Source organism: Lutimaribacter pacificus, from assembly GCF_900142185.1.
Lineage (GTDB): Bacteria > Pseudomonadota > Alphaproteobacteria > Rhodobacterales > Rhodobacteraceae > Lutimaribacter > Lutimaribacter pacificus.
In genome coordinates this window covers 152448-175915 of the sequence record NZ_FQZZ01000001.1, presented here as the reverse complement: position 1 = coordinate 175915, position 23468 = coordinate 152448, and the positions used below count along the sequence as shown (strand labels likewise).

Below are 23468 nucleotides of genomic sequence, written 5' to 3'. Positions count from 1 at the left end.
GGCAATGGCGGAAAGGGCGGGCAAGCGGCGGCCTGCCCGCACGAAAGGGGTGTCAGGCGCGGCCGTAAGCCTCGGCAATGGCGATCTGCAACGCCTCTTTCGCGGGCCGGTTGCCCCAGACCACCAGCTGAAAGGCGGGATAGAAGCGTTCCGCGCTCAGCACCGCGGCGCCGATCATCGTGTCGATCTGCTCGGCGCTGGCCGACTGCCCGCCCGCCAGCACAAGGCCGTAGCGATAGACCATCATCTTGTGCTCGTCCCAATAGCTGAAGCCGCCGGCCCAGCACTGGTCGTTGGCGGCGTTCAGGCATTCGTAAAGCGCCGGCAGGCGATCCTCGGGCGGCTCCATCTCGAAGGTGCAGACCATGCGCAGGGTTTCGTCATAGGCCGACCATGCCAGCGTGATCGAATAGGTGCGCCACTGTCCCTCGACCGCCATGGCGATCTGGTCGTCATGCACGCGGTCGAAATCCCAGTCGTTGAATTCGGCCAGATGCTCGACGATGTCGATGGGGTGCAAATCTTCCTGAAGAAACTGCTCGGACAGGGCCATGACGCCACCTCCTGTTTATGCGTAGCGTCGGGGCGTGGCAGCGCCCCAAACGCTAGCTGCCTGCTCTAGAAACCGGGGCTTTTTGCCCTGTTCCTACCAGATATGGTGTGCGTCAATTCGCATCCTGTAAAGCAAAAAGTTGGGGATAACCTCTATATCTTGTGGATGACATGAAAATTTCATCAAAAGGGGAATCGGCCCTCCTGCCCCTTTCGGCGGGGCGCAAGCCGTGGCAGGCTGTGGCAGGGACAAGGGGGTTTCCATGCAGGATTTCCTGATCATAGGCGGCGGTATCGCGGGCATCAGCGCCGCCGCGCGGCTGGCGCGGCTGGGCAGCGTCACGCTGCTCGAGGCAGAGGACAACCTGGCCTATCACGCTTCGGGCCGGTCGGCGGCGATGTTCCTGGAAAGCTACGGCAACGCGGTGGTGCGCGCGCTGAACGGCGCCAGCGCCGATTACCTGCGCACCGCACATGGCGGGGTGCTGTCGCCGCGACCGATGATGTTGCTGGGCGCGGCGGACGAGGCCGGGGGCTTTGCCGCGCAGGCTGCGGATATGGGGCTGGAGCGGATCGCCATCGACGAGGCGGCAACGCTCTGGCCGCTGCTGGATCGCGGCCATGCCGCCCATGCCGCCCTGCGCGCGGATACCTGCGACCTCGATACCGACCTGTTCATCCAGAATTTCCTGCGCGAGGCGCGCGGCGCCGGGGCGCGCATCGTCACCGGCGCGCGGGTCGGGGCGATCCGACGTGTCCCCGGCGGCTGGCAGGTGACGGCGGGCGGGCAGGATTACACCGCACGCACGCTGGTGAACGCCGCCGGGGCCTGGGCCGACGGGGTGGCCGCGATGGCGGGGGTCGCGCCGCTCGGCATCCAGCCCTATCGCCGCTCGATGGCGCGCATCGCGCTGCCGGACGGCGCCGATCCTGCGGGCTGGCCCTTTGTCGACGGGGTCGGCGACCGCTGGTATGCGAAACCGGATGCCGGTGCGCTGATCGTGTCGCCCGGCGACGAAGACCGGATGGACCCGCACGATGCCTGGGCCGACGACATGGTGCTGGCCGAAGGGCTGGCGCGCTACCAGGCGTTCAGCACCGCGCCGGTGGAGCGGATGATCGCCAACTGGGCCGGGCTGCGCAGCTTTGCCCCCGACCGCGCACTGGTGATCGGCCGCGATGCGGGCGTGCCGGAATTCCTGTGGCTCGCCGGGCAAGGCGGCTACGGGTTCCAGACCGCCGCCGCTGCCAGCGAGTTGCTGGCCCAGATCGCCGACGGTGTGCCCACGACGCTGGACGCGGCCACCGTCGCGGCGCTGTCGCCCGCCCGTTTCGCCGCCTGAGCGCCGCGCCCCTATCGGAGAAAACCATGCCCAGACGCCTGAACCTGCCCGACAGCGCCTCGGTCGCGACCCCGTCCGATGACGGGCGCCTGTTCGCCCCCTCGGCCGCGCGCAACGCCGCTGCGATTGCCGATCTTGTGGCCACCCACGCGCCGGACACGGGCCGCGCGCTGGAGCTTGCCTCGGGCACCGGCGAACATGCCGTGACGCTGGCCCGCCGCCTGCCCGGTCTGACCTGGCAACCCAGCGATATCGACGCCGCGCGCCGCCGGTCCATTGACGCCCATGCCGCGCAGGCGGGTTTGGCGAACCTGTGCCCCGCCATCGCGCTGGATGCCACCGCGCCGGGCTGGGCGGCGGCGCATGACGGGCAGGATCTGATCGTGCTGGTGAACCTGCTGCACCTCATCAGCGAAGGCGAGGCGCGTATCCTGATCGCCGAGGCGGCACAGGCGCTGGCGCCGGGCGGGATACTGATCCTTTACGGCCCCTTCCTGCGCGACGGCGAAACCACGTCGGACGGCGATGCCGCATTCCACGCGGCGCTGACCGCGCAGGATTCCGAGATCGGTTACAAGGATGACTGGGATGTGATCGAGTGGCTCCAGCAGAATTTCCTGGTCCTCGTGCAGGTCGTGGAAATGCCCGCGAACAACATGGGCTTCGTCGCGCAGCGGCCCTGACCTGCCGGCTTCATCGTTCCGCAAATACTCACCCTGCCCCTGCCACAGGCGCGGCGACCGGATGTGGGCGGCCAGCCGAGAAAATCGCCCCCATCTGATCGAGGTCAAAGAGCCGCCCGCCTGCCCGTGGTCTGGCTGTGCCGAAATTACATTCAAGGAGCGGCACATATGGCCTGGAGCGACACACTGAACACCACCCGCAACCGTCTGCGCGTGCTTTACAAGACCATCCCCGACGTGACCAAGGGCTTTGGCGCGATGTCCAAGGCGGTGAAAGAGGGCGGCGTTCTGGATTTCAAGACCAAGGAATATGTCGCCTTGGGGATCGCCGTCGCCATCCGCTGCGAATCCTGCATTGCCCTGCATATCGAGGCGCTGGTCAAGGCCGGTGCCACGCGGGACGAGATCGCCGATGTGCTGGGCATGACGATCCAGATGGGCGGCGGCCCGGCCACGATGTATGCCGGCAAGGCGCTGGAATGCTATGACGAGCTGGTGGCGGCGCAAGCGGGTTGAAAAGATCGTCCCGACAAAAGGGCCGCGCCCGACCGCGGGTGGGCGCTGCGCCACTCGTGGCCTGGCGCTTTATCGTGCCACATACTTCCTGCGGCTGCGCGTGCTGAAACGCTGCAAACGCGCCCGCCCGGGGGGCGGTCGGGCGCGGCCCGGGCGGCTTGCGCCGCTGTTCCGGGCGATGGCGCCGTCATTCGCAACGGCACTCAGCCGTCCTTGCGGATGACCTCGTTCTTCGGGTCATAGGGGCTGTCGCAGGTCACGACCGCGTCCCACAGCCTGTCGAACATCCTGACCTGCAGCTTCTGGCCCTCGACCGCCAGTTCGGGTTTGACATAGCCCATGCCGATCGACTGACCGAAGGCCACGGAATACCCGCCCGAGGTCAGGCGGCCCACCTTTTCGCCATCGACGTAAAGCGCCTCGCGGCCCCACGGGTCGGCGTCGTCCGGCCCGTCGATCAGCACGGTCACGCATGTGCTGCGGATGCCCTTTGCCTCCATCGCCGCCTTGCCGTGGAAATCCTTGGACAGATCGACAAAGCGCGGCAGGTCGGCCTCGAGCGGAGTGGCGTCGCGGCCCAGTTCGTTGCCGAAGGCGCGATAGGATTTTTCCTGCCGCAGCCAGTTCTGCGCGCGCGCGCCCACCAGCTTCATCCCGTGCGCTTCACCGGCCTTTTCCAGCAGGTCGAACAGGTAATTCTGCATCTCGATCGGGTGATGCAGCTCCCACCCCAGCTCACCGGTATAGGCCACGCGGATCGCGCGCACCGGGCACATGCCCAGCTCGATCTCGCGGCAGGACAGCCACGGGAACCGCTTGTTCGACAGCGCGGTGGCGGGATCGGCATCCCGGATCACCGCGTTCAGGATGTCGCGCGACTTCGGCCCGGCAAGGGCGAAGACGCCCCATTGCGTCGTCACGTCCTGGATCTCGACATAGCCGAATTCGCCTGCCTTGTCGGCGGCGGCCTTGCGCAGGTAATCGCCGTCATAGGCGCCCCAGGCCCCGGCGGAGACAAGGTAATACTCGTCCTCGGCCAGCCGCACGATGGTGTATTCGGTGCGCGTGGTGCCCGCATCGGTCAGCGCATAGGTCAGGTTGATGCGCCCGACCTTCGGCAGCTTGTTGCAGGTGAACCAGTCAAGGAACTGCGTCGCACCCGGCCCCCTGACCACGTGCTTGGTAAAGGCGGTGGCGTCGATCAGCCCGGCGGTGTTGCGCACCGCCTCGGCCTCGGCCCTTGCATGGTCCCACCAGCCACCGCGGCGGAAAGACCGCGCGTCGTGGTCGAAGCTGTCGGGCGCGTCGAGCGGGCCGAAATAGTTGGGCCGCTCGAACCCGTTGACACAACCGAACTGCGCGCCGCGCGCCTTTTGCCGGTCATAGGCCGGGCCGGTGCGCAGCGGGCGGCAGGCTTCGCGTTCCTCGTCCGGGTGGTGCAGGATGAAGACGTGTTCGTAACATTCCTCGTTCTTGCGCGCGGCGTATTCGGTCGTCATCCAGTCCTGCCCGTACCGCTTGGGGTCGAGGCTGGCCATGTCGATCCCGGCCTCGCCATCGACCATCATCTGCGCCAGGTAATAGCCGGTGCCGCCGGCGGCGGTGATACCGAAGGAAAAGCCCTCGGCCAGCCACATGTTGCGCAGCCCCGGCGCGGGGCCGACCAGCGGGTTGCCATCGGGGGTATAGCAGATCGGGCCGTTGAAATCGTCCTTGAGCCCCACGGTTTCCGAAGACGGAATGCGGTGGATCATCGACATGTATTCCTCTTCGATCCGCTCGAGATCCAGCGGGAAAAGGTCGGCGCGGAAGCTGTCGGGCACGCCGTATTCGAACCGCGCGGGCGCGTTGCGCTCATAAGGCCCCAGAATCCAGCCGCCGCGTTCCTCGCGCACATACCACTTGGCGTCGGCATCGCGCAGGACGGGGTGTTCCTCGCCGCCGTTCCTGCGATAGGCGACCAGCGCGGGATCGGGTTCGGTGACGATGAACTGATGCTCGACCGGGATCGCGGGCATCTTGATGCCCAGCATCCGCGCGGTGCGCTGCGCGTGGTTGCCGCTGGCGGTGACCACGTGTTCGGCGGAGATCACGATCTGCTCGTCGCCGGGCACGAGGTTGCCACCCCTTTCCACCATCTTCGTGCAGGTGACATCCCAGTGATCGCCCTTCCATTCGAAGGCGTCGGCCTGCCATTTCCGCTCGATCGTCACGCCGCGCTGGCGCGCGCCCTTGGCCATCGCCATCGTCACGTCGGCGGGGTTTATGTAGCCGTCGGTCGGGTGATAGATCGCGCCCTTCAGGTCGTCGGTATGGACCAGCGGCCAACGCTCCTTGATCTGCGCCGGTGTCATCCATTCATAGGGCACGCCGCAGGTTTCGGCGGTGGTGGCATAGACCATGTATTCGTCCATACGGTCCTGCGTCTGCGCCATGCGCAGGTTGCCGACGATGGAAAACCCCGCGTTCAGCCCGGTTTCGGCCTCGAGCGTCTTGTAGAACTCGACCGAATACTGGTGGATATGGGTGGTCGCGTAGGACATGTTGAACAGCGGCAGCAGCCCGGCGGCGTGCCAGGTCGATCCGCTGGTCAGCTCGTCGCGCTCCAGCAGCATCACGTCGGACCAGCCCGCGCGGGCCAGGTGATAGGCGATCGAGGTGCCGACAGCGCCACCGCCGACGACCAAAGCTTTGACTTGGGTTTTCATTGCGCAGGCGACTCCCTTGGATCATGCGTTGCACGATCTTTAGCAGGCCGCGCAATTCGCGGATTGCCCAGCCGACGCAATGCCGCACAAAACCGACCTGCGCGGCGGTGTCAGTAGCTGTATTCGTCGTAGATGCGCCCGAGGTCGCCGTTCCAGTCGCCGTGATAATGCTCCAGCAGCTCGTCCGCCGGGGCCTGCCCGGTTTCGATACTGTCCTCGAGCGCGTGCAGGAAATGGCGTTCGTCCTGCACCATACCGCCAAGACCGGGCCGCGCGCGCGCCTTGAGCCCGGCACGGCTGATATCCAGCACCTCGGACGCCAGGTCGATCATGCGCCGGCCGCCGACGATGGCCTGCAACCCGCGCACCGACGCCTCGACGCGCCATGCCTCGCGGGTTTCGGCATCCCAGTGCTTTGCCAGATCCCACGCGGCATCCAGGCTGTCCTGGTGATACATCAGCCCCACCCAGAAGGCGGGCAGCGCACAGATCCGCCGCCACGGGCCGCCATCGGCGCCGCGCATTTCCATGTATTTCTTGATCCGCGCCTCGGGGAAGATCGTGGTCAGGTGATCGGCCCAGTCGCTGAGGGTCGGTGTCTCGCCCGGCAGCGCGGGCAGCTTGCCGTTCAGGAAATCGCGGAACGACTGGCCCAGCGCGTCGATATATTCACCGTCGCGGTAGACGAAATACATCGGCACATCGAGCGCGTAATCGACATAGCGGTCAAAACCGAACCCGTCCTCGAACACGAAGGGCAACATGCCCGTGCGCGCCGGGTCGAGATCGCGCCAGACGCGTGCGCGCCAGGATTTATGGCCGTTGGGCTTGCCCTCGAAAAATGGCGAATTGGCGAAAAGCGCGGTGGCGACCGGCTGCAGCGCCAGCGCGACGCGCAGCTTTTTCACCATGTCGGCCTCGGACGAGAAATCGAGGTTCACCTGCACGGTGCAGGTGCGATACATCATCGACTTGCCCATTGTGCCGACCTTGTCCATGTAGGACGTCATCAGCCGGTAGCGGCCTTTCGGCATCATCGGCATCTGCTCATGCGTCCATTCCGGCGCCGCCCCCAGCCCGATGAAACCGACGCCGACCTTGTCGGCGATATCCTTGACCTCGCGCAGGTGCTCGTTCACCTCGTCGCAGGTCTGGTGGATGGTTTCCAGCGCCGCGCCCGACAGTTCGAGCTGCCCGCCCGGTTCAAGGCTGATATTCGCGCCGCCCTTGGTCAGGCCGATCAGGTTGCCGCCCTCTTCCATCGGGGCCCAGCCATGCTTGTCGCGCAAGCCCTCCAGCACCGCGCGCACGCTGCGCGGGCCGTCATAGGGGATCGGCAGATGGGTGTCCTTGCAATAGCCGAATTTCTCGTGCTCGGTGCCGATGCGCCAGTCTTCCTTGGGCTTGCAGCCGCTTTCAAGGTAGCCTGCAAGCTGGTCGAAGCTTTCGATCGGCCCGCCGCCGGACTGAGGTATGGACATGGGTGGCTCTCCGATCTTTGGCTTCAAACGCGGGAATGGGTGCGATGAATTCGGGCCACTGTCAATGCAACCGGGGCCGGCTTTTTCGCCAGATCGTGACGGGGGCCTGTGCGCCACCGCGCAATTCGGCCAGCATTTTCGGGGTATCGAGGCCGGGAAGCCGGGCGAACGCATCGAAAAGCGCATCCGCACCTTCCGCCGTCACCGGGATTTCCAGCGGCACCCGGCCCGGTGCGAACAACCGCCAGACCGGCGGGCTGCGGGTCGGGTCAAGCTCCAGCCGGTCAAGCTCTTCCAGCGCCACCGCCCCGCCGTGGAACGGCCCGAGCCAGGCAATCGCGCCCTCGTCCACCGTCACGACACCCGGGCCGCCGCGCCCCGAATGGAACCGCGCGCGGCGGATGCCGGTCCAGACCAGCGCCGCCGCCACCGGCAGGACCAGCCAGCCGATCCAGTTGAGGATGCCATGCACCCCCAGCGCCCACCACAGGCCAAGCGCCCCCAGCCCCGCACCGATCAGCGCATCGCGCCAGCGCGTCAGCACATCCATCGCTTCGGGGCGGATCAGGCTCATGCCGGCACCCCCAGCGTGACAGGCGCTTTCAGCATGGCGATCCGGTACTCCCCGATACGGGCGAATCCGATCCGCTCATAGGCCCGTGCGGCGGCTGCGGAGGCCGCGAACAGGATGGCACGGGCAGCGCCACCGGCGCGCAGCTCGGCCAGACAGGCCGCGACGGCACGACCGGCATGGCCGTTTCCGCGAAACGCGGGCGGGGTATAGACGCCCCCCACCTGCACAGCGTTGCCGGCGCGGGCATTTATCCCGGCCAGCGACACCGGCACGCCATCGACGAACAGCAACCGCGCCCAACCGGCGGACAGCGCGGTTTCGGCCCGCGCGCGCCCGTCGCCCTCTGCCCGCGCAGCGACGGATTGCCCGGTCTCCAGCGCCGACGCGGCATACCATTGCTCCAGCAGGGCACGGTCGGCCCCGGTGGGCCGCCGCAAATTCGCCACGGGCGCGGCAAGCCGGGCCAGATCGAGCGCATAAAGCGGCTGCACGCTGTTCAGCGCGAAGGCATCGGCGGACAGCGGCAGCGCACCGAGAACGCGCGCCACCTGTATCGCATCGCCCGTCATCCCGCGCATGGCCCGGCCGTGCACGAGATGGGCCAGCATCCCGGCCTCCGGCGCGGTCAGCCCCGGCATCTGGCACATCAGGAACCCGCCATTGGTGCAGCCGAACACACCGCTCAGGCCCGTCCCGGTGTCGCGCAGGAAAAAGCGGGTGCCATGCGGGTGGTCGCGTTCGCCGGTCCCGAAGCGTTCGAGATTGCTCAGCAGGAACATCGAGGTGTCGATGTGACGTTCGAGAAACGCCGCCATATCCGCCGCATCATGGGGGCCGGCCTCCCGGATCACCGCCAGTCCCCCAGCGCCAGTTGCCACAGCGTCAGCGCGGCCACGGCGGCGGTGTCGGCGCGCAGGATGCGGGGCCCGAGGCTGATCGCGCGGGCGCAGCGCATGTCGCGCAGCCGCGCGCGTTCGGCATCGGAAAACCCGCCCTCGGGGCCGATCAGAATGGCCCAGGGGCCGCTGTCGGGGGGCGCAGCCCCCTCATCGCGGAAAAAGCCCGGAAGGGCCGGTGACGCCCCGGCAAGCCCCTCGTCGCAAAAGAGAATCCGCCGCGCCCCATCCCAGCCATCGAGCAACCGGTCGAGCCGTTGCAGGTCGCAGACCTCGGGCACGAAGGTGCCGCCGCATTGCTCGGCCGCCTCGACCGCGTGGGCCTGCAGGCGGTCCTGGCGGATACGCTCGGCATTGGTAAACGCGGTCTGCACCGGCAGGATGCGCGCGGCCCCCAACTCGGCCGCCTTTTCGACGATGAAATCGGTGCGCGCCTTCTTGATCGGGGCGAACATCAGCCACAGGTCGGGCGGCATCTGCAAGGGGCGCGTCTGCGTATCGCAGGCCAGTTCCCCCGCCCGCTTGCCCGCCTGCGTGACATGGGCCAGCCATTCGCCATCGCGCCCGTTGAACAGCAGCACCGGATCGCCCGCACCCTGCCGCATGACGCCGAACAGGTAATGCGCCTGATCACGATCCAACGGGACGCATTGCCCCTCCCCCAGAGGGTGATCTACATAAAGGCGGATCTTCGCAGTCGAATTCATGGGGCCGACCATATGACCACACCCGACCGGATGCCAGAGGGCACGAGCCCAGACGGACAGGTGGCCGACGCCTATCGCGGCAACTGGGTGGATCGGCGCGCGCCGGCATGGTCGCGGCCCTACCTGCGGCTGTCGCGGGCCGACCGGCCCATCGGCACATGGCTGTTGCTGATCCCCTGCTGGTGGGGGCTGGCGCTGGCGATCCTGCATGATGGCGCGCCCCGGTGGGAGGATGCGTGGATCTTCCTGTCCTGCGGCATCGGCGCGTGGCTGATGCGCGGGGCGGGCTGCACCTGGAACGACATCACCGACCGCGATTTCGACGGTTCGGTGGCGCGCACGGCATCGCGGCCGATCCCCTCGGGGCAGGTCAGCGTGGCACAGGCTGCCGCGTGGATGATCGCGCAGGCGCTTTTGGCCTTTGCCATCCTGCTGACCTATAACGGCGCGGCCATCGCGATGGGGATCGCGTCGCTGGTGCCGGTGGCGATCTATCCCTTCGCCAAGCGGTTCACCTGGTGGCCGCAGGTGTTCCTTGGGCTGGCCTTCAACTGGGGCGCGATGCTGGCCTGGGTGGCGCATACCGGCTATCTGCACCCCGCGCCGCTGGTGCTTTATATGGCCGGGATCGCGTGGACGCTGTTCTACGACACGATCTATGCGCACCAGGACAAGGAAGACGACGCGCTGATCGGCGTGAAATCGACCGCGCGCCTTTTCGGGTCGGACACGGCGATGTGGCTGCGGCGGTTCATGGTGGCGGCGGTGGCGCTGATGGCGATGGCGATTCTGTCGGCGATGGCGGGACGGGGTGGCAACCCGCTGGCCATCGGGCTGGCGATCTTCGGGCCGTGGGCGATGGGCTGGCACATGGTCTGGCAGATGCGCAAGCTGCAGATCGACGACCCCGACACCTGCCTGATGCTGTTCCGCGCCAACCGCGATACCGGGCTGATCCCCCTGCTGTTTTTCGCCGGTGCCATGCTCCTTTGATTGCACCTCCCCGCCCGCGGCCCTAAGAAGCGATAACACTGACTGATCCCGGCCTGTTCATGCGTCTATCCTCGATCGCCTATATCGCCGTAACCTTCGCCGTCGGCGCGATTTTGTGCCTGATCGCGGCGGTCTTCGCCGTCAACGTGATCCAGGACAATTCCGAACGCGGCGTGCGCCAGGCGCTGGACCGCGCCGAGCTGCACTGGGCCGAGGTGCAGGCGAACGGGTTGCAGGTCTTCCTGACCGGAACCGCCCCGACCGAGGCGATACGGTTCCAGGCGCTGTCGACCGCGGGCAAGGTCGTCGATGCCGCCCGCATCATCGACCGCATGGAGGTGACCGAAAGCAAGCGGATCAGGCCGCCGCGCTTTTCGATCGAGATCCTGCGCAACGACAGCGGCATCTCGCTGATCGGCCTGGTGCCGGCCGCGACCGACCGCGAGGAACTGGCCGGGGACCTTGCCGACCTGTCGGATGGCGGCGCGGTCACCGATCTGCTGGAAAGCGCCGATTACCCCGTGCCCGACGGGTGGGAGCCTGCGGTGGACTATGCGGTCGGGGCGCTGGAAAAGCTGCGCCGCGCCAAGGTTTCGGTCAGCGCCAACCAGGTGGTGATCACCGCGATATCGGACAGCGTGGCCGCCAAGCGCCAGCTGGAAAGCGACCTGTCGCGCGCCGCGCCGCTGGGCCTGCGGCTGGCGCTGGAGATCAGCGCGCCGCGCCCGGTCATCACGCCCTTTACCCTGCGGTTCCTGATCGAGGACGGCACCGCGCGGTTCGATGCCTGCTCGGCCGACAGCGACGAGGCCCGCGACCGCATCCTGCGCGCCGCGGCGCGCGCCGGCGTGCAGGGCAAGACAAGCTGCACCGTGGGGCTGGGCGTGCCCTCGCCCAACTGGGCGGTCGCGGCCGAACAGGCGATCGGCGCGCTGGCCACGCTGGGCGGCGGGTCGGTCACATTCGCCGATGCCGACATCTCGCTGGTCGCCGCCGAAGGCACCGAGCAGGGGCTTTTCGACCGCACGGTGGGCGAGCTGGAAAACAGCCTGCCCGATGTGTTCGCGCTGCACGCGGTCTTGCCGGAACCCGAGGACAAGGCACAGGGCGGCCCGCCCGAATTCGTGGCCACGCTGTCGCCCGAGGGGCTGCTGCAACTGCGCGGCCGCGTCAGTGACGAGCTGAACCGCGTGGCCGCCGAAAGTTTTGCCCGCGCGCGCTTCGGCTCGGACAGGATCTATGTCGGGGCGCGGCTGGACGACAGCCTGCCAAGGGACTGGCCGGTGCGCGTGCTGGCCGGGCTGGAGGCGCTGTCGAAACTGTCGAACGGCGCGGTGATCGTGCGGCCGGATACGGTGCGCGTCAACGGCAATACCGGCAACCAGGACGCATCGGCCGAGATATCGCGCCTGCTGGTCGAAAAGCTGGGCGAGGCCGAACGGTTCGAAATCGACGTGACCTATCAGGAAAAGCTGGACCCGATCGCCTCGATCCCCACGCCCGAGGAATGCGAAACCGAGATCGCCGCGATCCTGGCCGCCCGCAAGATCAACTTCGAACCCGGTTCGGCCACCCCGGATTCCGAGGCCGGGGGCATCATCGACGATATCGCCGAGATCCTGAAGCTCTGCGGCGGCATCCGCATGGAGATCGGCGGCCATACCGACAGCCAGGGCCGCGAGGTCATGAACCAGCAACTCAGCCAGGCCCGCGCGCAGGCGGTTCTGAATGCCCTGCGCGAACGCCGGGTGCTGACCGCGAACATCACCGCAAAGGGATATGGCGAGGAGCAGCCCATCGCCGACAACGAAACCGAGGAGGGCCGCGAGGCCAACCGCCGGATCGAATTCAGGCTGATCCGCCCCGAACCCACGGTCGAAGAGGAAACGACCCTTGAAAGTCTCGAGCAGCCCGCCGTAGACATACCCGACGACGAAGCGTCGTCGGAAGAGGGATCAACCGATGAATAGAACCGAGATCATCATCGCCACGGCGGTCATCCTGTTCGTGGCGTTCTGCGTGGGCTGGTTCGCGCATTGGCTGATCCACCGCTTCACCCGCGTCTCGCGCGCCGACATGGGCGAGCTTGAGCGGATGGCGCAGGAACTGCACGAGGCCGAGGAAACCCGCGACCAGGCGATCACCTACCTGCAACAGCGCGAGGCCGAGCTGACCAACCAGATCAGCCAGGCCGAGGCCGAACTGGCCGCCGCGATGGAAGGGCTGCGCGATGCGCGATACGAGGCCGAGGAACTGCGCTCGGCGCTGGAGCGCGGCCGCGGCTGACCGGTAATCCCGCGGAACGGCGGGGCACGCCCTGCCGCCCCTTTTCGCGCTTGCCCCCGGCGCGCGTCTTTCCCATATTGGCATTGCGAGCAGGTGACAGGCTCACCGCTCGTGCAATGAGGATTGGATGTCAGAGCTTGTGAGATAAGGCTCTCTGAAGGTCAGAGAGCCGGGTGAAATCCGAACCGCCGCGCGCATCGGCACGCGGGGTATCTTTTCACATCTGCCCCACGAGACTCTCATGAATATCTCACGAAACGAGCAACGTGTCCTGCACGTTCTGGCCCTGGGCGGCCATATCCTGCACGAACGGGGCGATGGCCCCAAGATCACCGCGATCACCTGCGTCACCCGCGAGGGGACGATCCTTTCGGACTGCGATCTGGACGTCTTTCACCGGCTGCGGAAGAAGCGCCTGATCGAATCCCGCTCCGGCAGCCCCTACCGCATCTCGAAACGCGGTCGCCTGTGCGTGCGGGCGCAACCCGACAACCAGGGTGCGTGACACGCCGGGCCGGTGCGCTGCGCCCGGCCTGGCTTGGCAATCGCAGAAAACGGGCCGCATCCTCCCTGAGTGCGGCCCGTTGCCGTTCAAATGATGCACCCCGCCCGGAACAGCCGCGCGGCGGCCCGGGCATGATCGCCCCAGAACTCACGGGGCCACCAATCCCCGGCCACCGACAACCGGCTATTTGCGTAAGATCAAAGACGCGATCCGTGCTATAGGGTGACTCTGCGCGACAGGAAACGCCGGAGGAACCATGCTCGATATTACTGTAAGACGAGTGGCCAATGTCATTCTGATGGCGCGGGAGATGGACCGTGCCGAGGGGGAACTGCGTGCCTTCATCGACCGCCTGAGCGAAGAGGAACAGATTTCGCTGGTCGCCCTGATGTGGATCGGACGCGGCAGTTTCGATGCCGACGAACTGGAAGAGGCCAAGGCAACCGCCGCCACCGAGGCGACGACGCCGACCGCCGATTACCTTCTGGGAACGCCGCATCTGAGCGACCATCTCGAAAACGGGCTGGACGCGCTCGGCCTGTCGGCAAGCGACGACGAAGACGACCTGATGGGCCATCGCTAGGCGGAATTTCCGCCATATGTGCATCCATGCACGATCACTCTTTGAAAAGAGCAAAACCGGGCCTCTTGCGCCCGGTTTTGCATATTCGTGAAAATCGGAAATTCACGGCCCTGCAAACTTTTTTCGTGAACGAAACCTGCGGGAACGAGACAGGTTATCCGATTCAACCTGCTGTTTTTAATAAAAAATTCAAAAAAGCACGTTCAGTGTTCACCGCTGCACCGAACTTCTCTCGCTCACACACAGGAGCGTGAATTCCGGTGTTTTGAAAAATCGCACATAAATATCCAGTTTCCTTCTCACAACGCATCGAAAGATGCGACGTAACACACAGAAACGATGGGTTTGACCATCTGGAAGGAGAGAAGAAATGAAACGCATGACCATCGCATTTGCCCTGATCGCAAGCGCATCCGCAGCCCCGGCCTTTGCCGACCAGGTCCTGGCCGGCACCACGATCTCGACCATGGGCGAGCAGGCCGTCGTGTCGCTGCATCCCGGCGAACGGGGTATCGGCGTGGATGGCATCGTCGAAGCCACCAGGGGCCAGGCCGTGGAACTGCCCGCCGCCAATGTCCTGACCCCGCGTGAGCAGGCCTATCTGCGCAGCGATACCGTGACGAGCAACCGGTTCCGTGGCAGCGAAAACGCCGCTACCGCCTACGGTGCACGCTAAAGCGACTCCCCCCCGGGGGGGCGCATGATTACGCGCCCCCACAGGCCCCGTCCGGCCCCCCTGCCGGGCGGGGTTTTTCCGTCAGGCGTGGGAAACGATCTGCAAATGCTGCGCCAGCTTGTCGATCCCGGCCATGAACCGCTGCACCAGCTTCGGGTCCGACGGCGCGGCGGTGACGCCGGCCGGCACCTCGCGATTCAGCACCGCCTCGACCGCAAGCGATACGGGGATCGACACCAGCCGCGCCATCGCCGTGCCGCGCGCATCGCCCCAGGCATCCATCACATATGTCCTGTGCCAGACCGGAACGCCGTCCTTCTCGGCCTTCAGCCCGACGCACAGGACCACGCGATCCGGCTCGCCTTCGTCATAGGCATTATCGCGCCAGAACTGGTCCGACATCTCTTTCAGCCGTGCCTCGCCGGCCTCGCCTTCCAGCGTTTCGATCTCGGCGAACACGTCCTTCCACGCCTCGGCCCAGCCGTTCAGGCGCAGCGTGCCGCGCACGAACTCCTTTACCGGCCAAGCCGGATCGAAATGATACTGCGCCATGAAGGGGATCGAATCGCGGTTGGGATAGACCTCGAACGCCTCGGGCTGCGGCAGCGGCGCGGTATAGCTGGAAATCGCGTCCCACGGCCGGTTCACCCGCAATTCGGTGTAATCCCGGATCGAGCGCGAGGGTGAGCGCAGCGCCTTGAGCACGCCCAGCGGCGACCAGCTGAACTTGTAGCGGAAGGCATTGGGGATCTTCGGCACCCCGCCGCAATAGGAAATGAAGGATATGGCGTTCGTTGGGTCGTAGGCGTCCGAGGCGACGTAATCGGCCACCAGCTGATGCGCCATCAGGTGATCTATACCGGGATCGAGCCCGATTTCATTGACGAAACGCAGCCCCTTTTCCCGTGCGGCACCGTCCAGCGCCCGCATTTCCGGCGCGATATAGGACGAGCTGACGAAATGCGCGCCTTTCCCAAGGCACAGTTCGGCCAGCGGCACATGCCAGTCGCCGGGCAGCATCGACACCACCACATCGCCGGGTTGCAGCGCATCGGCCAGCGCGTCGCGGTCGAACGCGCGTATGTCGGTCGCCAGATCGCCGACCGCCTCCTGCGCCTTGTCCACGGTACGGTTCCAGACCGTCACCTTATGCCCGTCCTGCAGCAGACGCCGCAGCCCCGGAATTGCCGAAAGGCCCGTGCCGCACCAGTGAATCGTCATCTCGCTCTCCCTTTCCCGGCGCGCTCAGAGGCGCGCGATATGGTCGTCGAATGTCGCCTTCGCCCGCCCCCAGACGCCGCTGTCCGGGTCGCCCAGCGTCAGCAGCGATGGCAAAAGCTGCGCCGCGTAATCCTGCGAGCTTTCCACCGGCAGCATGGACGGCAAATTGTCGATCGCCATCACATCCAGCACCGGATCGTCCTGCACGCGCAACACCGGTTCGGCCCAGGTGGTCGTGCGGTCATAGACCTTGACCGGCGAAAAATCCGAGGTCGGATCGCAGGCGATATCGCCGATGGCGGTCAGTTTGCGCGGCGCAGTTTTCGCATCCGCCGGCACGAAGACCGGGCAACCGGGCTGGGCAAGGATGCAGTTCAGGAATACCTCGTGCGCCAACACTTGCGGAAACGGCCCGCCACTTGCGGTTTCGGCCATGTCCCAGCGGGTGACCTGCACACCCACCGCCTCGCACAGATCCGACGCGCCGGTGCCCACCCGCCCCAGCGCGCCGATAACGATGGCACGGGGACACTCGGCGCCGGTGGCCGCCATCTCCTGCGTCAGCGAGGATACCAGCGCATCGCGCCCGGCATGGACACCCACCGGCCCGCAAATGCCGCCCCGCTGCTGCGCGGCCCAGGCCGTCAGCGTCACCGCCGCGCCCGCGAACCCGGCCCAGTATCCGAACGCCGCCACCCGGCGGCCATCCTCGTTAACAAGGTATTCCAGGTCGTAAAGCGTGCCGCCCGCGGCCCGGAACCGGCGCAGCAGATCCTGCCCGGCGGGCTGGCCCTTGTAGGCATGGCCGAACATGATGTGGCGATGCGGCAGCGGCGTGCCGTCCTCGGGCAGCTCCTTCAGGCCGAAGATGATCGCGTCGACCGGGGCATCCGGCCAGCTGTTTTCCGGCGCGATTTCGGCACCCGCCGCGCGATAGCCGCCGATGGGGATCGCGCGCACCGAACTGTCCTCGACCGTCACGCGGATACCCTGCGCGATCAGCGCGGCGCAGCCCTCGGGCGTCAGGCCGACCCGCTCTTCGTTCTCGCGCTGCTCGGCGCGCACCCACAGATGTGTCATGGTGTCCCCGCTTGGTTTGGCAGCAACCTAGCGCCGCCTGCGCCCGGCTTAAAGATGGGTCTGGGCGAATTGCCGTTCGGGCCGGTCCAGATGCGGCACGGCATTGAACTGCGTCAGCGACATCGCATCGCCGATCGGGTGCAGCCGGTGGACCGAGGTGTTCATGATCGCGATCGCGGTGCGCGCAAAGGCCGTTATATCCAGCCCCATCACCTGCCGCACCGCCATGCCGATCAGCCCGCCCGAGGTGACGATCAGCGCCGGCCCGTGCCCGCCGGCGATATCGGCCAGCGCGTCGGTGATCCGGGCCTCGAACCTGTCGAAAGGTTCCGGCGCGCCCTCGATTTGTCCATCCGCCCATGCCTGCAACAGCCGCGGCATATACCCCACGAAATCCTCGCGCGTGGCGGGCAACGGCACGCCATGCTCGGCCCGCAGGGCGTGGGCAAGCGTAAAGAACTCCAGCTCGTTCAGCCGCGCATCGGCCGCCGCGTCGGCGCCGAACCCCATCGACGCCACCGTTTCACGATGCCGCGTCAGCGTGCCGGTATAGACGCGGGTGTAATGTTCGCGGGTGTCGCGCAGGTGATCGCCCAGCCATTCGGACTGCCTGTGGCCCAGCGCGCTCAGCCGGTCGTAATCCGCCTCGTCCCGCGCGGCGGTGTTGGCCTGTCCGTGGCGCACAAGCGTGATGGTGGACATCGCATTCCTTCCCCATTTGGCGTCGTAAACGGATTAGGAGGAGCAGCGCGGGGATGCAATGGCCCGCTTGCACGCGGGCCGCTCTTGGTGTTGGCTCCGTCGCGTCACGACAAGGAGCGCCCCATGCAGATCAACCCCGACCGATTCCTGAGCGACCTTCACGAGCTGCGCGGGTTCGGCGCATCAGGCATCGGCAAGGGCGTGGTGCGCCCGGCCTATTCCGCCCCCGACATCGCCGCGCGGGAGTGGCTGGCCCAAAAGATGCAGGAGGCCGGCCTGACCCCGCATTTCGACCCGGTGGGCAGCCTGTTCGGCCTGTCGGACGCGCCGAAATCGCTGCTGGTCGGCTCGCATTCCGACACCCAGCCCGAGGGCGGCTGGCTGGACGGTGCGCTTGGCGTGATCTGCGGGCTGGAACTGGCCCGCGCCGCGTCCGAGGCGGGCGGCCCGCCCGTATCGGTGGCAAACTTCCAGGACGAGGAGGGGCGGTTCGGCGTCACCACAGGCTCGACCATCTGGTCGGGCGCGCTGGCGCTGGACGCAGCCGACACGCTGACCGACCGCGACGGCATCACCTTCGCCGAGGCGCGCGGCGCGATGTCCCACCTGGCGGGCGATTTCGTCGATCCCGGCCGGTTCAGCGGCTTCGTCGAGGTGCATATCGAACAGGGCCCGTGGCTTTACGAGGCGGGCGAGGCGGCAGGCGTCGTGACCGATATCGTCGGCATCCGCGACATGCGGATCACCTTTTCCGGCGAACAGAACCACGCCGGCACCACGCCGATGCACCGGCGCAAGGACGCGGTGCAGGCGATGGTGGCTTTCGTCACCGCGATCAACGAAAGGTTCCGCAACGTGGTGGCACCGCAGACGGTCTGGACCAACGGCCATGTCGAGGTGCATCCCAACGCCCATTCCATCGTGCCCGGGCGCTGCACATTCTCGATGCAGTGGCGCGACGGCGATGGCGACCGCCTGCGCCGGATGGAAACGATCATCCGCGACACGGCGTCAGACATCGCAGGCGAAAGCGGCCTGCAGGTGGAGTTTGGCACCATGCTGGGGCTGGAGCCCGTGGACATGGCCGCCCCCCTGCAATCCGCGCTGGCCGATGCAGCGGAAGCGGTATGTCCGGGGCGCTGGCGGCGGATGCAGTCGGGCGCGCTGCATGACGCGGCCAACGTGGCGAAACTGATGCCGGCGGCGATGCTCTTCGTGCCCTCGATCGACGGGATCAGCCACGATTTCGCCGAGGATACCGACGAATCCGACCTCGTGACCGGGATGGCGGTGCTGGCACGCGCCGTCGCCCGGCTGTAACGGTTACGCGGCCTGCCCGTCGGTGAACTGCAGCCGCGCCAGCCGCGCGTAAAGCCCGTCCTGCGCCACCAGCTCGTCATGGGTGCCCTGCGCCACGATCCGGCCGGCCTCCATCACGATGATGCGGTCGGCCTTTTTCACCGTCGCCAGCCGGTGCGCCACGATGATCGTCGTGCGCCCCTCGGCCAGCGTATCCACCGCGCTTTGCACCGCGCGCTCGCTTTCGGCGTCCAGCGCGCTGGTCGCCTCGTCCAGCAGCAGCACCGGCGCGTCGCGCAGGATCGCGCGGGCAATGGCGATGCGCTGTTTTTGCCCGCCCGACAGCATCACGCCGCGTTCGCCCACCTGGCTGTCATAGCCCTCGGGCAGCGCCATTATGAAATCATGCGCGGCCGCCGCGCGCGCCGCGGCCTCGACCTCGGCGTCGCTCGCCTCGGGCCGACCGAAGCGGATATTCTCGCGTGCGGTGGTGGCAAAGATCACCGGGTCCTGCGGCACCAGCGCCAGGTGGCGGCGGAACCCGTCGCGCGCCATGTCGGTCAGCGCCACGCCGTCCAGCGTCACGCGGCCCTTCTGCGGGTCGTAGAACCGCAGGATCATCTGGATCACCGTCGTCTTGCCCGCACCGGAGGGCCCCACCAGCGCCACCGTTTCACCGGGGCGAATCGACAGGTCGACCGCTTCCAGCGCCGGGATATCGGGCCGCGCGGGATATTCGAAGGACACGCCCTCGAACGCGATTTCACCACGCACGGGCGCAGGCAGGGAGACCGGGTTTCCGGGGTCCTGTACCGCGTCCTCGGTTTCCAGCAGCTCGACCAGCCGCTCGGTGGCTCCGGCGGCGCGCTGCAGCTCGCCCCAGATCTCCGACAGCGCGCCCACGCCGCCCGCGACCATCACCGAATAGATCACGAACTGCACCAGCGCGCCGGGCGTCATCATGCCCTCGCGCACATCGTTGGCGCCGATCCACAACACGCCCACAACCCCGGAAAACACAAGGAAGATGACGATCACCGTCATCACCGCGCGGGTGGTGATCCGCCGCCGCGCCGCGTCATAGCTTTTCTCGGTCACATCGGAAAAGGCCGCGCGCGTGTGGCTTTCATGGGTGAAGGCCTGCACCGTCTGCACGCTCGACAGCGCCTCGGACGCGCTGCCCGAGCTTTCGGCGATCCAGTCCTGGTTCTCGCGGCTGAGCTTGCGCAGCTTGCGGCCCAGCGTCAGGATCGGCACGATCACGACGGGCACCAGCAGCAGCACCAGCCCCGTCAGCTTGGCCGAGGTCAGCAGCATCAGCGTCAGCCCGCCGATGAAGATCAGGATGTTGCGCAGCGCGATGGATATCGACGAACCGATCACCGACAGGATGAGCGTGGTGTCGGTGGTGATCCTGCTCAGCACCTCGCCGGTCATGATGCGTTCGTAAAAGGCCGGGCTCATCGACAGCACGCGGTCGAACACGGCCTTGCGGATATCGGCGACCACCCGTTCGCCCAGCCGCGTGACCAGCGCGTAACGCAGCCCCGTGCCGATCGCCAGCAGCCCCGCCAACACCATCGCCGCGCCGAAATAGCGATCCAGCAGCGCGCCGTCCTCGGCCCCGAAATTGTCGACCACGCGCCGCACCGCCATCGGCAACGCCAGCGACAGGCAGGCAGTCAGGGTCAGCGCCAGCCCCGCCGCGACCATCAGCTTGCGATAGGGTTTCATGAAGGGCCAAAGCCGGCGCAACGCGCCCACGCGTTTGGATTTCTCGCGCTCCTGTTCGCCCGCGGGCGCCGCCTCTGCCATCTGGATATCCTTCCTCGTTCGCGCGTGAGGGGTTTAAGCTTTCCGCGCGCCCCGGGCAAGCGACGCTCTGTCGCGGGTTGATTTCCCCGACCATTCGGTCAAATCTCCCCACGCAACCGAGATAGCCGGGGGGAGGATCCGATGACCCGTTTTACACGCCGCAACACGCTGGGCCTTATGGCGGGCGCCGCCACGCTGCCGATGCTGGGCACGCCGGCGCTGGCCAACACGAAACTGACCGTGGGGGCGCTGCGCTTTACCAGCCACGCACCCAGCTTCGTCGCCTATGAGCGCGGATATTTCGCCGAGGCGGGGCTCGATGTCGAGTTCAAGTTCTTCCAGGCCGCGCAGCCGATGGCGGTGGCGATCGCCTCGGGCGACGCCGATTACGCCGTAACCGCGATATCCGGCGGGCTGATCAGCCTTGCCGAAAAGGGCGCGGCCAAGGTGATCGGCGGCGGGCTGTCCGAGGAAAAGGGTATCGACGGGCAAAAGATCCTGGCCTCGGACGCCGCGTTCCAGGCCGGGCTGACCAGCCCCGCGCAACTGGCGGGCAAGAAATGGGCGGTCACGCAGGCCGGGTCGTCCTTCCACTACATGGGGTCCAAGATCGCGCAGGCCGAAGGGATCGAGATGACCTTCACCCCCCTGCAAAAGGTCGGCGCCATCATCGGCGCGATGAAATCGGGGCAGGTCGACGCCTGGTCGATCGTGCCGCATATCGCCAAGCCGCTGGCCGGATCGGGCGCGGTGCATATCATCGGCGACGTGGCCGATTACATCCCCGACTACCAGGTGACGACGGTCTTTACCTCGGCCGCGAACGCCGCGAACGAGCGCGCCAAGACCGAGGCGTTCCTGGCCGCCTTCGCAAAGGGTGCCGACGATTTCAACGCCGCGCTGGTCGACCGGACCGCGGGCGAGGACGCCGCCGAGGACATGGTCAAACTGATCCACAAATACGTCTATACCGACCGTGACTACGAGGCCGCCAAGGCCGGCATCGTGAACGGCGCGATGCGCGTCAACGCGGGCGCGGCGCTCAACACCACCTCGGTGCAGGACCAGCTCGACTGGTTCAAGGCCGAAGGGCTGGTCAAGGACAGCGTCACCATGGACACGCTGGTCGATCCGTCCTACGTCGCCACGATGTGACCAACCCGGTGCGGGCCCGCGCGGCCCGCCCCACAGGGAGCCCCGATGGACCTGACGATCCAAGGCCTGACCCATCGCTACGATGCGGTCGAGGTGCTGTCCGACATTTCGCTTGCCATTCCCTCGGGCCGGATCGTCTGCATCGTCGGCCCGTCGGGCTGTGGAAAATCCACGCTGCTGCGCATGATCGGCGGGCTGGAGCGGCCCAGCGCGGGGCAGATCATGCAACTGGGCGACCCGCCGCCCGATTGCCTGAACCCGCTGACCTTCGTGTTCCAGGATTTCGCGCTGCTGCCCTGGCGCACGGTCGCGGGCAACATCTCGCTTGTGCTCGAAGACCGCGCGGTTTCGCGGCAAGACCGCGCGGATCGCATCGCCGATGTGCTGGCACGCACCAACCTGTCGGATTTCGCGGGCGCCCTGCCCCGGCAATTGTCGGGCGGCATGAAGCAGCGCGTCGCCATCGCCCGCGCGCTGGCGGTGAACCCCGCGGTCATGCTGATGGACGAACCGCTCTCCGCGCTCGACGCACAGACCCGCGAATTGCTGATGGACGACCTTGTGGGCCTGTGGACACGCACGCCCTTTACCGCCGTCTACGTCACCCACAACCTGTCCGAGGCGGTGCGCCTCGGCCACAGGATCGTGGTGCTGTCGCGCCGCCCCGGCCGCATCCGCGAGGTGGTCGGGATCGACACCCCCCTCGATGCCCGCGACGCCACCGACCCCGAACTGGCCCGCGCGCAGGATCACCTGTGGCACCTGATGCGCGAAGAGGCCAGGGCCGCCGATGCGGAGCTGGCGCATGGCTGATCCCCGTCCCGTCCCCTTTCGCGGCGGCGGCTTCCGCCCGGTGCAGAAACGCGGCGTCGGGTTGCTTGTCTTCATCCTGCTGATCGCCATCGTCGAATGGGGCACGCGGGCGGGGTGGATTTCCAGCCTCACGCTGCCGCGCCCTTCGGACGTGGCGCGGACGCTGATCGACCTGTGGCAATCCGGCCTCTTGTTCCAGCATGTCCTGCCCTCGCTCAGCCGGCTGGCCGTGGGCAGCGCGATGGGGGTCACCGCGGGCATCGGCATCGGCGTGCTGATCGGCCTGTTCAGCCTGGCCCGCGCCGGGCTGGTGCCGCTGGTCGCCGCGCTGTTCCCGATCCCCAAGATCGCACTGCTGCCGCTTTTCGTGATCTGGTTCGGCATCGACGAGGGATCGAAATACGCGCTGATCGCGCTCGGCACCTTTACCCCCACGGTGGTCGCCACCTTCGGCGCGGTCGACAACGTGGACCGCACGCTGATCCGCATGGGGCAAAGCTTTGGCCTGCCCTGGCTGTCGATCGTGACCAAGATCGTGCTGCCCGGCGCGCTGCCCGGCATCCTGTCGGGGATGCGCATTTCCCTCAGCATCGGGATCATCCTGCTGGTCGCGGCGGAAATGCTGGGCGCGCAATACGGCATCGGCGCCTATATCCTCGAGGCCGGCTCGCTCTACGATCTCGAACGGCTGTTCGCCGGTGTGGTGATCCTGTCAGCGCTCGGGGTGGTGCTCAGCTGGGCCATCAGCCGGATCGAAGCCCGGATGCTGCGCTGGCGCAGCTGACTGCGCCGGCCCCGCCTTTCATCGTTCCGCGAAATACTCCGGGGGGTGAGGGCCGGTTCGCGCGATAGCGCGATGAAACGTCCGGTGGACGTTTCA

23 protein-coding genes are annotated in these 23468 nt (G+C 66.9%); 13 read left to right on the top strand and 10 right to left on the bottom strand.

Features of this window, described 5'->3' with window-relative positions:
• Positions 1 to 52 precede the first annotated feature (52 nt).
• Positions 53 to 553: a type III secretion system chaperone family protein gene (locus F3H87_RS00860; RefSeq protein ID WP_149786912.1), complete on the bottom strand. Its 501-nt coding sequence runs from the start codon at positions 551 to 553 to the stop codon at positions 53 to 55.
• Positions 554 to 815: 262 nt separating this feature from the next.
• Between F3H87_RS00860 and F3H87_RS00855 the strand changes: the two genes are divergently transcribed.
• The 3 genes from F3H87_RS00855 (at position 816) to F3H87_RS00845 (ending at position 3094) form a co-directional block, all read left to right on the top strand.
• On the top strand, positions 816 to 1895 hold the full coding sequence (locus F3H87_RS00855; RefSeq protein ID WP_149786913.1) for an NAD(P)/FAD-dependent oxidoreductase: 1080 nt from the start codon (positions 816 to 818) through the stop codon (positions 1893 to 1895).
• Positions 1896 to 1921: 26 nt separating this feature from the next.
• Positions 1922 to 2578, top strand: a complete 657-nt coding sequence (locus tag F3H87_RS00850) for a DUF938 domain-containing protein (RefSeq protein ID WP_149786914.1) — start codon at positions 1922 to 1924, stop codon at positions 2576 to 2578.
• A 168-nt stretch (positions 2579 to 2746) separates the two neighbouring features.
• Positions 2747 to 3094 carry a carboxymuconolactone decarboxylase family protein gene (locus F3H87_RS00845; protein ID WP_149786915.1) on the top strand — a complete coding sequence of 116 codons (348 nt, stop codon included), beginning with the start codon at positions 2747 to 2749 and terminating at the stop codon, positions 3092 to 3094.
• A gap of 203 nt (positions 3095 to 3297) precedes the next feature.
• Here the strand turns inward: F3H87_RS00845 and F3H87_RS00840 are convergent, their stop codons facing one another.
• The 5 genes from F3H87_RS00840 to F3H87_RS00820 form a co-directional block, all read right to left on the bottom strand.
• Positions 3298 to 5802, bottom strand: a complete 2505-nt coding sequence (locus tag F3H87_RS00840) for a GcvT family protein (RefSeq protein WP_149786916.1) — start codon at positions 5800 to 5802, stop codon at positions 3298 to 3300.
• Between the two features lie 110 nt (positions 5803 to 5912).
• Positions 5913 to 7283 (bottom strand): glutamate--cysteine ligase, encoded by a 1371-nt coding sequence (locus F3H87_RS00835; RefSeq protein ID WP_149786917.1) that lies wholly within the window; start codon positions 7281 to 7283, stop codon positions 5913 to 5915.
• A 61-nt stretch (positions 7284 to 7344) separates the two neighbouring features.
• Positions 7345 to 7857: a hypothetical protein gene (locus F3H87_RS00830; RefSeq protein WP_149786918.1), complete on the bottom strand. Its 513-nt coding sequence runs from the start codon at positions 7855 to 7857 to the stop codon at positions 7345 to 7347.
• Positions 7854 to 8708, bottom strand: coding sequence for a GNAT family N-acetyltransferase (locus F3H87_RS00825; protein WP_149786919.1), 855 nt, complete (start codon positions 8706 to 8708; stop codon positions 7854 to 7856). The genes F3H87_RS00830 and F3H87_RS00825 overlap by 4 nt, the downstream gene beginning before the upstream one ends.
• Positions 8705 to 9460: a 16S rRNA (uracil(1498)-N(3))-methyltransferase gene (locus F3H87_RS00820; protein WP_188129146.1), complete on the bottom strand. Its 756-nt coding sequence runs from the start codon at positions 9458 to 9460 to the stop codon at positions 8705 to 8707. Before F3H87_RS00820 ends, F3H87_RS00825 begins: the two co-directional genes overlap by 4 nt.
• Positions 9461 to 9490: 30 nt before the next feature.
• Here F3H87_RS00820 and ubiA point away from each other — a divergent pair, with 30 nt between their 5' ends.
• The 6 genes from ubiA (at position 9491) to F3H87_RS00790 (ending at position 14503) form a co-directional block, all read left to right on the top strand.
• Positions 9491 to 10453, top strand: a complete 963-nt coding sequence (gene ubiA / locus F3H87_RS00815; RefSeq protein WP_188129152.1) for a 4-hydroxybenzoate octaprenyltransferase — start codon at positions 9491 to 9493, stop codon at positions 10451 to 10453.
• A 59-nt stretch (positions 10454 to 10512) separates the two neighbouring features.
• Positions 10513 to 12423: an OmpA family protein gene (locus F3H87_RS00810; protein ID WP_149786922.1), complete on the top strand. Its 1911-nt coding sequence runs from the start codon at positions 10513 to 10515 to the stop codon at positions 12421 to 12423.
• The gene (locus F3H87_RS00805) at positions 12416 to 12739 is read left to right on the top strand and encodes a hypothetical protein (RefSeq protein WP_149786923.1); all 324 of its coding nucleotides are present in this window, start codon (positions 12416 to 12418) and stop codon (positions 12737 to 12739) included. Before F3H87_RS00810 ends, F3H87_RS00805 begins: the two co-directional genes overlap by 8 nt.
• Before the next feature lie 241 nt (positions 12740 to 12980).
• Complete coding sequence (locus F3H87_RS00800) at positions 12981 to 13244, top strand: YjhX family toxin (RefSeq protein WP_149786924.1); 264 nt, start codon at positions 12981 to 12983, stop codon at positions 13242 to 13244.
• 256 nt (positions 13245 to 13500) lie between these two features.
• Positions 13501 to 13827, top strand: a complete 327-nt coding sequence (locus F3H87_RS00795; protein WP_149786925.1) for a DUF3775 domain-containing protein — start codon at positions 13501 to 13503, stop codon at positions 13825 to 13827.
• Between the two features lie 370 nt (positions 13828 to 14197).
• The gene (locus tag F3H87_RS00790; protein ID WP_149786926.1) at positions 14198 to 14503 is read left to right on the top strand and encodes a hypothetical protein; all 306 of its coding nucleotides are present in this window, start codon (positions 14198 to 14200) and stop codon (positions 14501 to 14503) included.
• Between the two features lie 81 nt (positions 14504 to 14584).
• Here the strand turns inward: F3H87_RS00790 and F3H87_RS00785 are convergent, their stop codons facing one another.
• Genes F3H87_RS00785 through F3H87_RS00775 form a run of 3 tightly spaced genes read right to left on the bottom strand, consistent with a single transcriptional unit; the run spans position 14585 to position 17506 of the window.
• Positions 14585 to 15724 carry a saccharopine dehydrogenase family protein gene (locus F3H87_RS00785; protein WP_149786927.1) on the bottom strand — a complete coding sequence of 380 codons (1140 nt, stop codon included), beginning with the start codon at positions 15722 to 15724 and terminating at the stop codon, positions 14585 to 14587.
• Between the two features lie 24 nt (positions 15725 to 15748).
• Complete coding sequence (locus F3H87_RS00780) at positions 15749 to 16804, bottom strand: saccharopine dehydrogenase (RefSeq protein ID WP_149786928.1); 1056 nt, start codon at positions 16802 to 16804, stop codon at positions 15749 to 15751.
• 48 nt (positions 16805 to 16852) lie between these two features.
• Positions 16853 to 17506 carry a histidine phosphatase family protein gene (locus tag F3H87_RS00775; RefSeq protein WP_149786929.1) on the bottom strand — a complete coding sequence of 218 codons (654 nt, stop codon included), beginning with the start codon at positions 17504 to 17506 and terminating at the stop codon, positions 16853 to 16855.
• A 123-nt stretch (positions 17507 to 17629) separates the two neighbouring features.
• On the opposite strand from F3H87_RS00775, the gene F3H87_RS00770 reads away from it, so the two are divergent.
• Positions 17630 to 18826, top strand: a complete 1197-nt coding sequence (locus F3H87_RS00770; protein WP_149786930.1) for a hydantoinase/carbamoylase family amidase — start codon at positions 17630 to 17632, stop codon at positions 18824 to 18826.
• Positions 18827 to 18829: 3 nt separating this feature from the next.
• On the opposite strand, the gene F3H87_RS00765 is transcribed toward F3H87_RS00770, so the two are convergent.
• Entirely contained in the window at positions 18830 to 20620 is a 1791-nt protein-coding gene (locus F3H87_RS00765; protein WP_149786931.1) for an ABC transporter transmembrane domain-containing protein, read from the bottom strand.
• Positions 20621 to 20761: 141 nt separating this feature from the next.
• Between F3H87_RS00765 and F3H87_RS00760 the strand changes: the two genes are divergently transcribed.
• From F3H87_RS00760 to F3H87_RS00750, 3 genes are read left to right on the top strand one after another with little or no spacing between them, the layout of a single operon-like run.
• Complete coding sequence (locus F3H87_RS00760) at positions 20762 to 21775, top strand: ABC transporter substrate-binding protein (protein ID WP_149786932.1); 1014 nt, start codon at positions 20762 to 20764, stop codon at positions 21773 to 21775.
• 45 nt (positions 21776 to 21820) lie between these two features.
• Positions 21821 to 22588, top strand: coding sequence for an ABC transporter ATP-binding protein (locus F3H87_RS00755; RefSeq protein WP_149786933.1), 768 nt, complete (start codon positions 21821 to 21823; stop codon positions 22586 to 22588).
• Positions 22581 to 23372: an ABC transporter permease gene (locus tag F3H87_RS00750; protein WP_149786934.1), complete on the top strand. Its 792-nt coding sequence runs from the start codon at positions 22581 to 22583 to the stop codon at positions 23370 to 23372. The genes F3H87_RS00755 and F3H87_RS00750 overlap by 8 nt, the downstream gene beginning before the upstream one ends.
• The last annotated feature ends 96 nt before the right edge of the window (positions 23373 to 23468 follow it).

Bases quoted from the DNA above. Each gene is read 5' to 3' on its own strand.
- F3H87_RS00860 (WP_149786912.1), bottom strand. From the start codon at position 553: ATGGCCCTGTCCGAGCAGTTTCTTCAGGAAGATTTGCACCCCATCGAC.
- F3H87_RS00855 (WP_149786913.1), top strand. From the start codon at position 816: ATGCAGGATTTCCTGATCATAGGCGGCGGTATCGCGGGCATCAGCGCC.
- F3H87_RS00850 (WP_149786914.1), top strand. From the start codon at position 1,922: ATGCCCAGACGCCTGAACCTGCCCGACAGCGCCTCGGTCGCGACCCCG.
- F3H87_RS00845 (WP_149786915.1), top strand. From the start codon at position 2,747: ATGGCCTGGAGCGACACACTGAACACCACCCGCAACCGTCTGCGCGTG.
- F3H87_RS00840 (WP_149786916.1), bottom strand. From the start codon at position 5,802: ATGAAAACCCAAGTCAAAGCTTTGGTCGTCGGCGGTGGCGCTGTCGGC.
- F3H87_RS00835 (WP_149786917.1), bottom strand. From the start codon at position 7,283: ATGTCCATACCTCAGTCCGGCGGCGGGCCGATCGAAAGCTTCGACCAG.
- F3H87_RS00830 (WP_149786918.1), bottom strand. From the start codon at position 7,857: ATGAGCCTGATCCGCCCCGAAGCGATGGATGTGCTGACGCGCTGGCGC.
- F3H87_RS00820 (WP_188129146.1), bottom strand. From the start codon at position 9,460: ATGAATTCGACTGCGAAGATCCGCCTTTATGTAGATCACCCTCTGGGG.
- ubiA (WP_188129152.1), top strand. From the start codon at position 9,491: ATGCCAGAGGGCACGAGCCCAGACGGACAGGTGGCCGACGCCTATCGC.
- F3H87_RS00810 (WP_149786922.1), top strand. From the start codon at position 10,513: ATGCGTCTATCCTCGATCGCCTATATCGCCGTAACCTTCGCCGTCGGC.
- F3H87_RS00805 (WP_149786923.1), top strand. From the start codon at position 12,416: ATGAATAGAACCGAGATCATCATCGCCACGGCGGTCATCCTGTTCGTG.
- F3H87_RS00800 (WP_149786924.1), top strand. From the start codon at position 12,981: ATGAATATCTCACGAAACGAGCAACGTGTCCTGCACGTTCTGGCCCTG.
- F3H87_RS00795 (WP_149786925.1), top strand. From the start codon at position 13,501: ATGCTCGATATTACTGTAAGACGAGTGGCCAATGTCATTCTGATGGCG.
- F3H87_RS00790 (WP_149786926.1), top strand. From the start codon at position 14,198: ATGAAACGCATGACCATCGCATTTGCCCTGATCGCAAGCGCATCCGCA.
- F3H87_RS00785 (WP_149786927.1), bottom strand. From the start codon at position 15,724: ATGACGATTCACTGGTGCGGCACGGGCCTTTCGGCAATTCCGGGGCTG.
- F3H87_RS00780 (WP_149786928.1), bottom strand. From the start codon at position 16,804: ATGACACATCTGTGGGTGCGCGCCGAGCAGCGCGAGAACGAAGAGCGG.
- F3H87_RS00775 (WP_149786929.1), bottom strand. From the start codon at position 17,506: ATGTCCACCATCACGCTTGTGCGCCACGGACAGGCCAACACCGCCGCG.
- F3H87_RS00770 (WP_149786930.1), top strand. From the start codon at position 17,630: ATGCAGATCAACCCCGACCGATTCCTGAGCGACCTTCACGAGCTGCGC.
- F3H87_RS00765 (WP_149786931.1), bottom strand. From the start codon at position 20,620: ATGGCAGAGGCGGCGCCCGCGGGCGAACAGGAGCGCGAGAAATCCAAA.
- F3H87_RS00760 (WP_149786932.1), top strand. From the start codon at position 20,762: ATGACCCGTTTTACACGCCGCAACACGCTGGGCCTTATGGCGGGCGCC.
- F3H87_RS00755 (WP_149786933.1), top strand. From the start codon at position 21,821: ATGGACCTGACGATCCAAGGCCTGACCCATCGCTACGATGCGGTCGAG.
- F3H87_RS00750 (WP_149786934.1), top strand. From the start codon at position 22,581: ATGGCTGATCCCCGTCCCGTCCCCTTTCGCGGCGGCGGCTTCCGCCCG.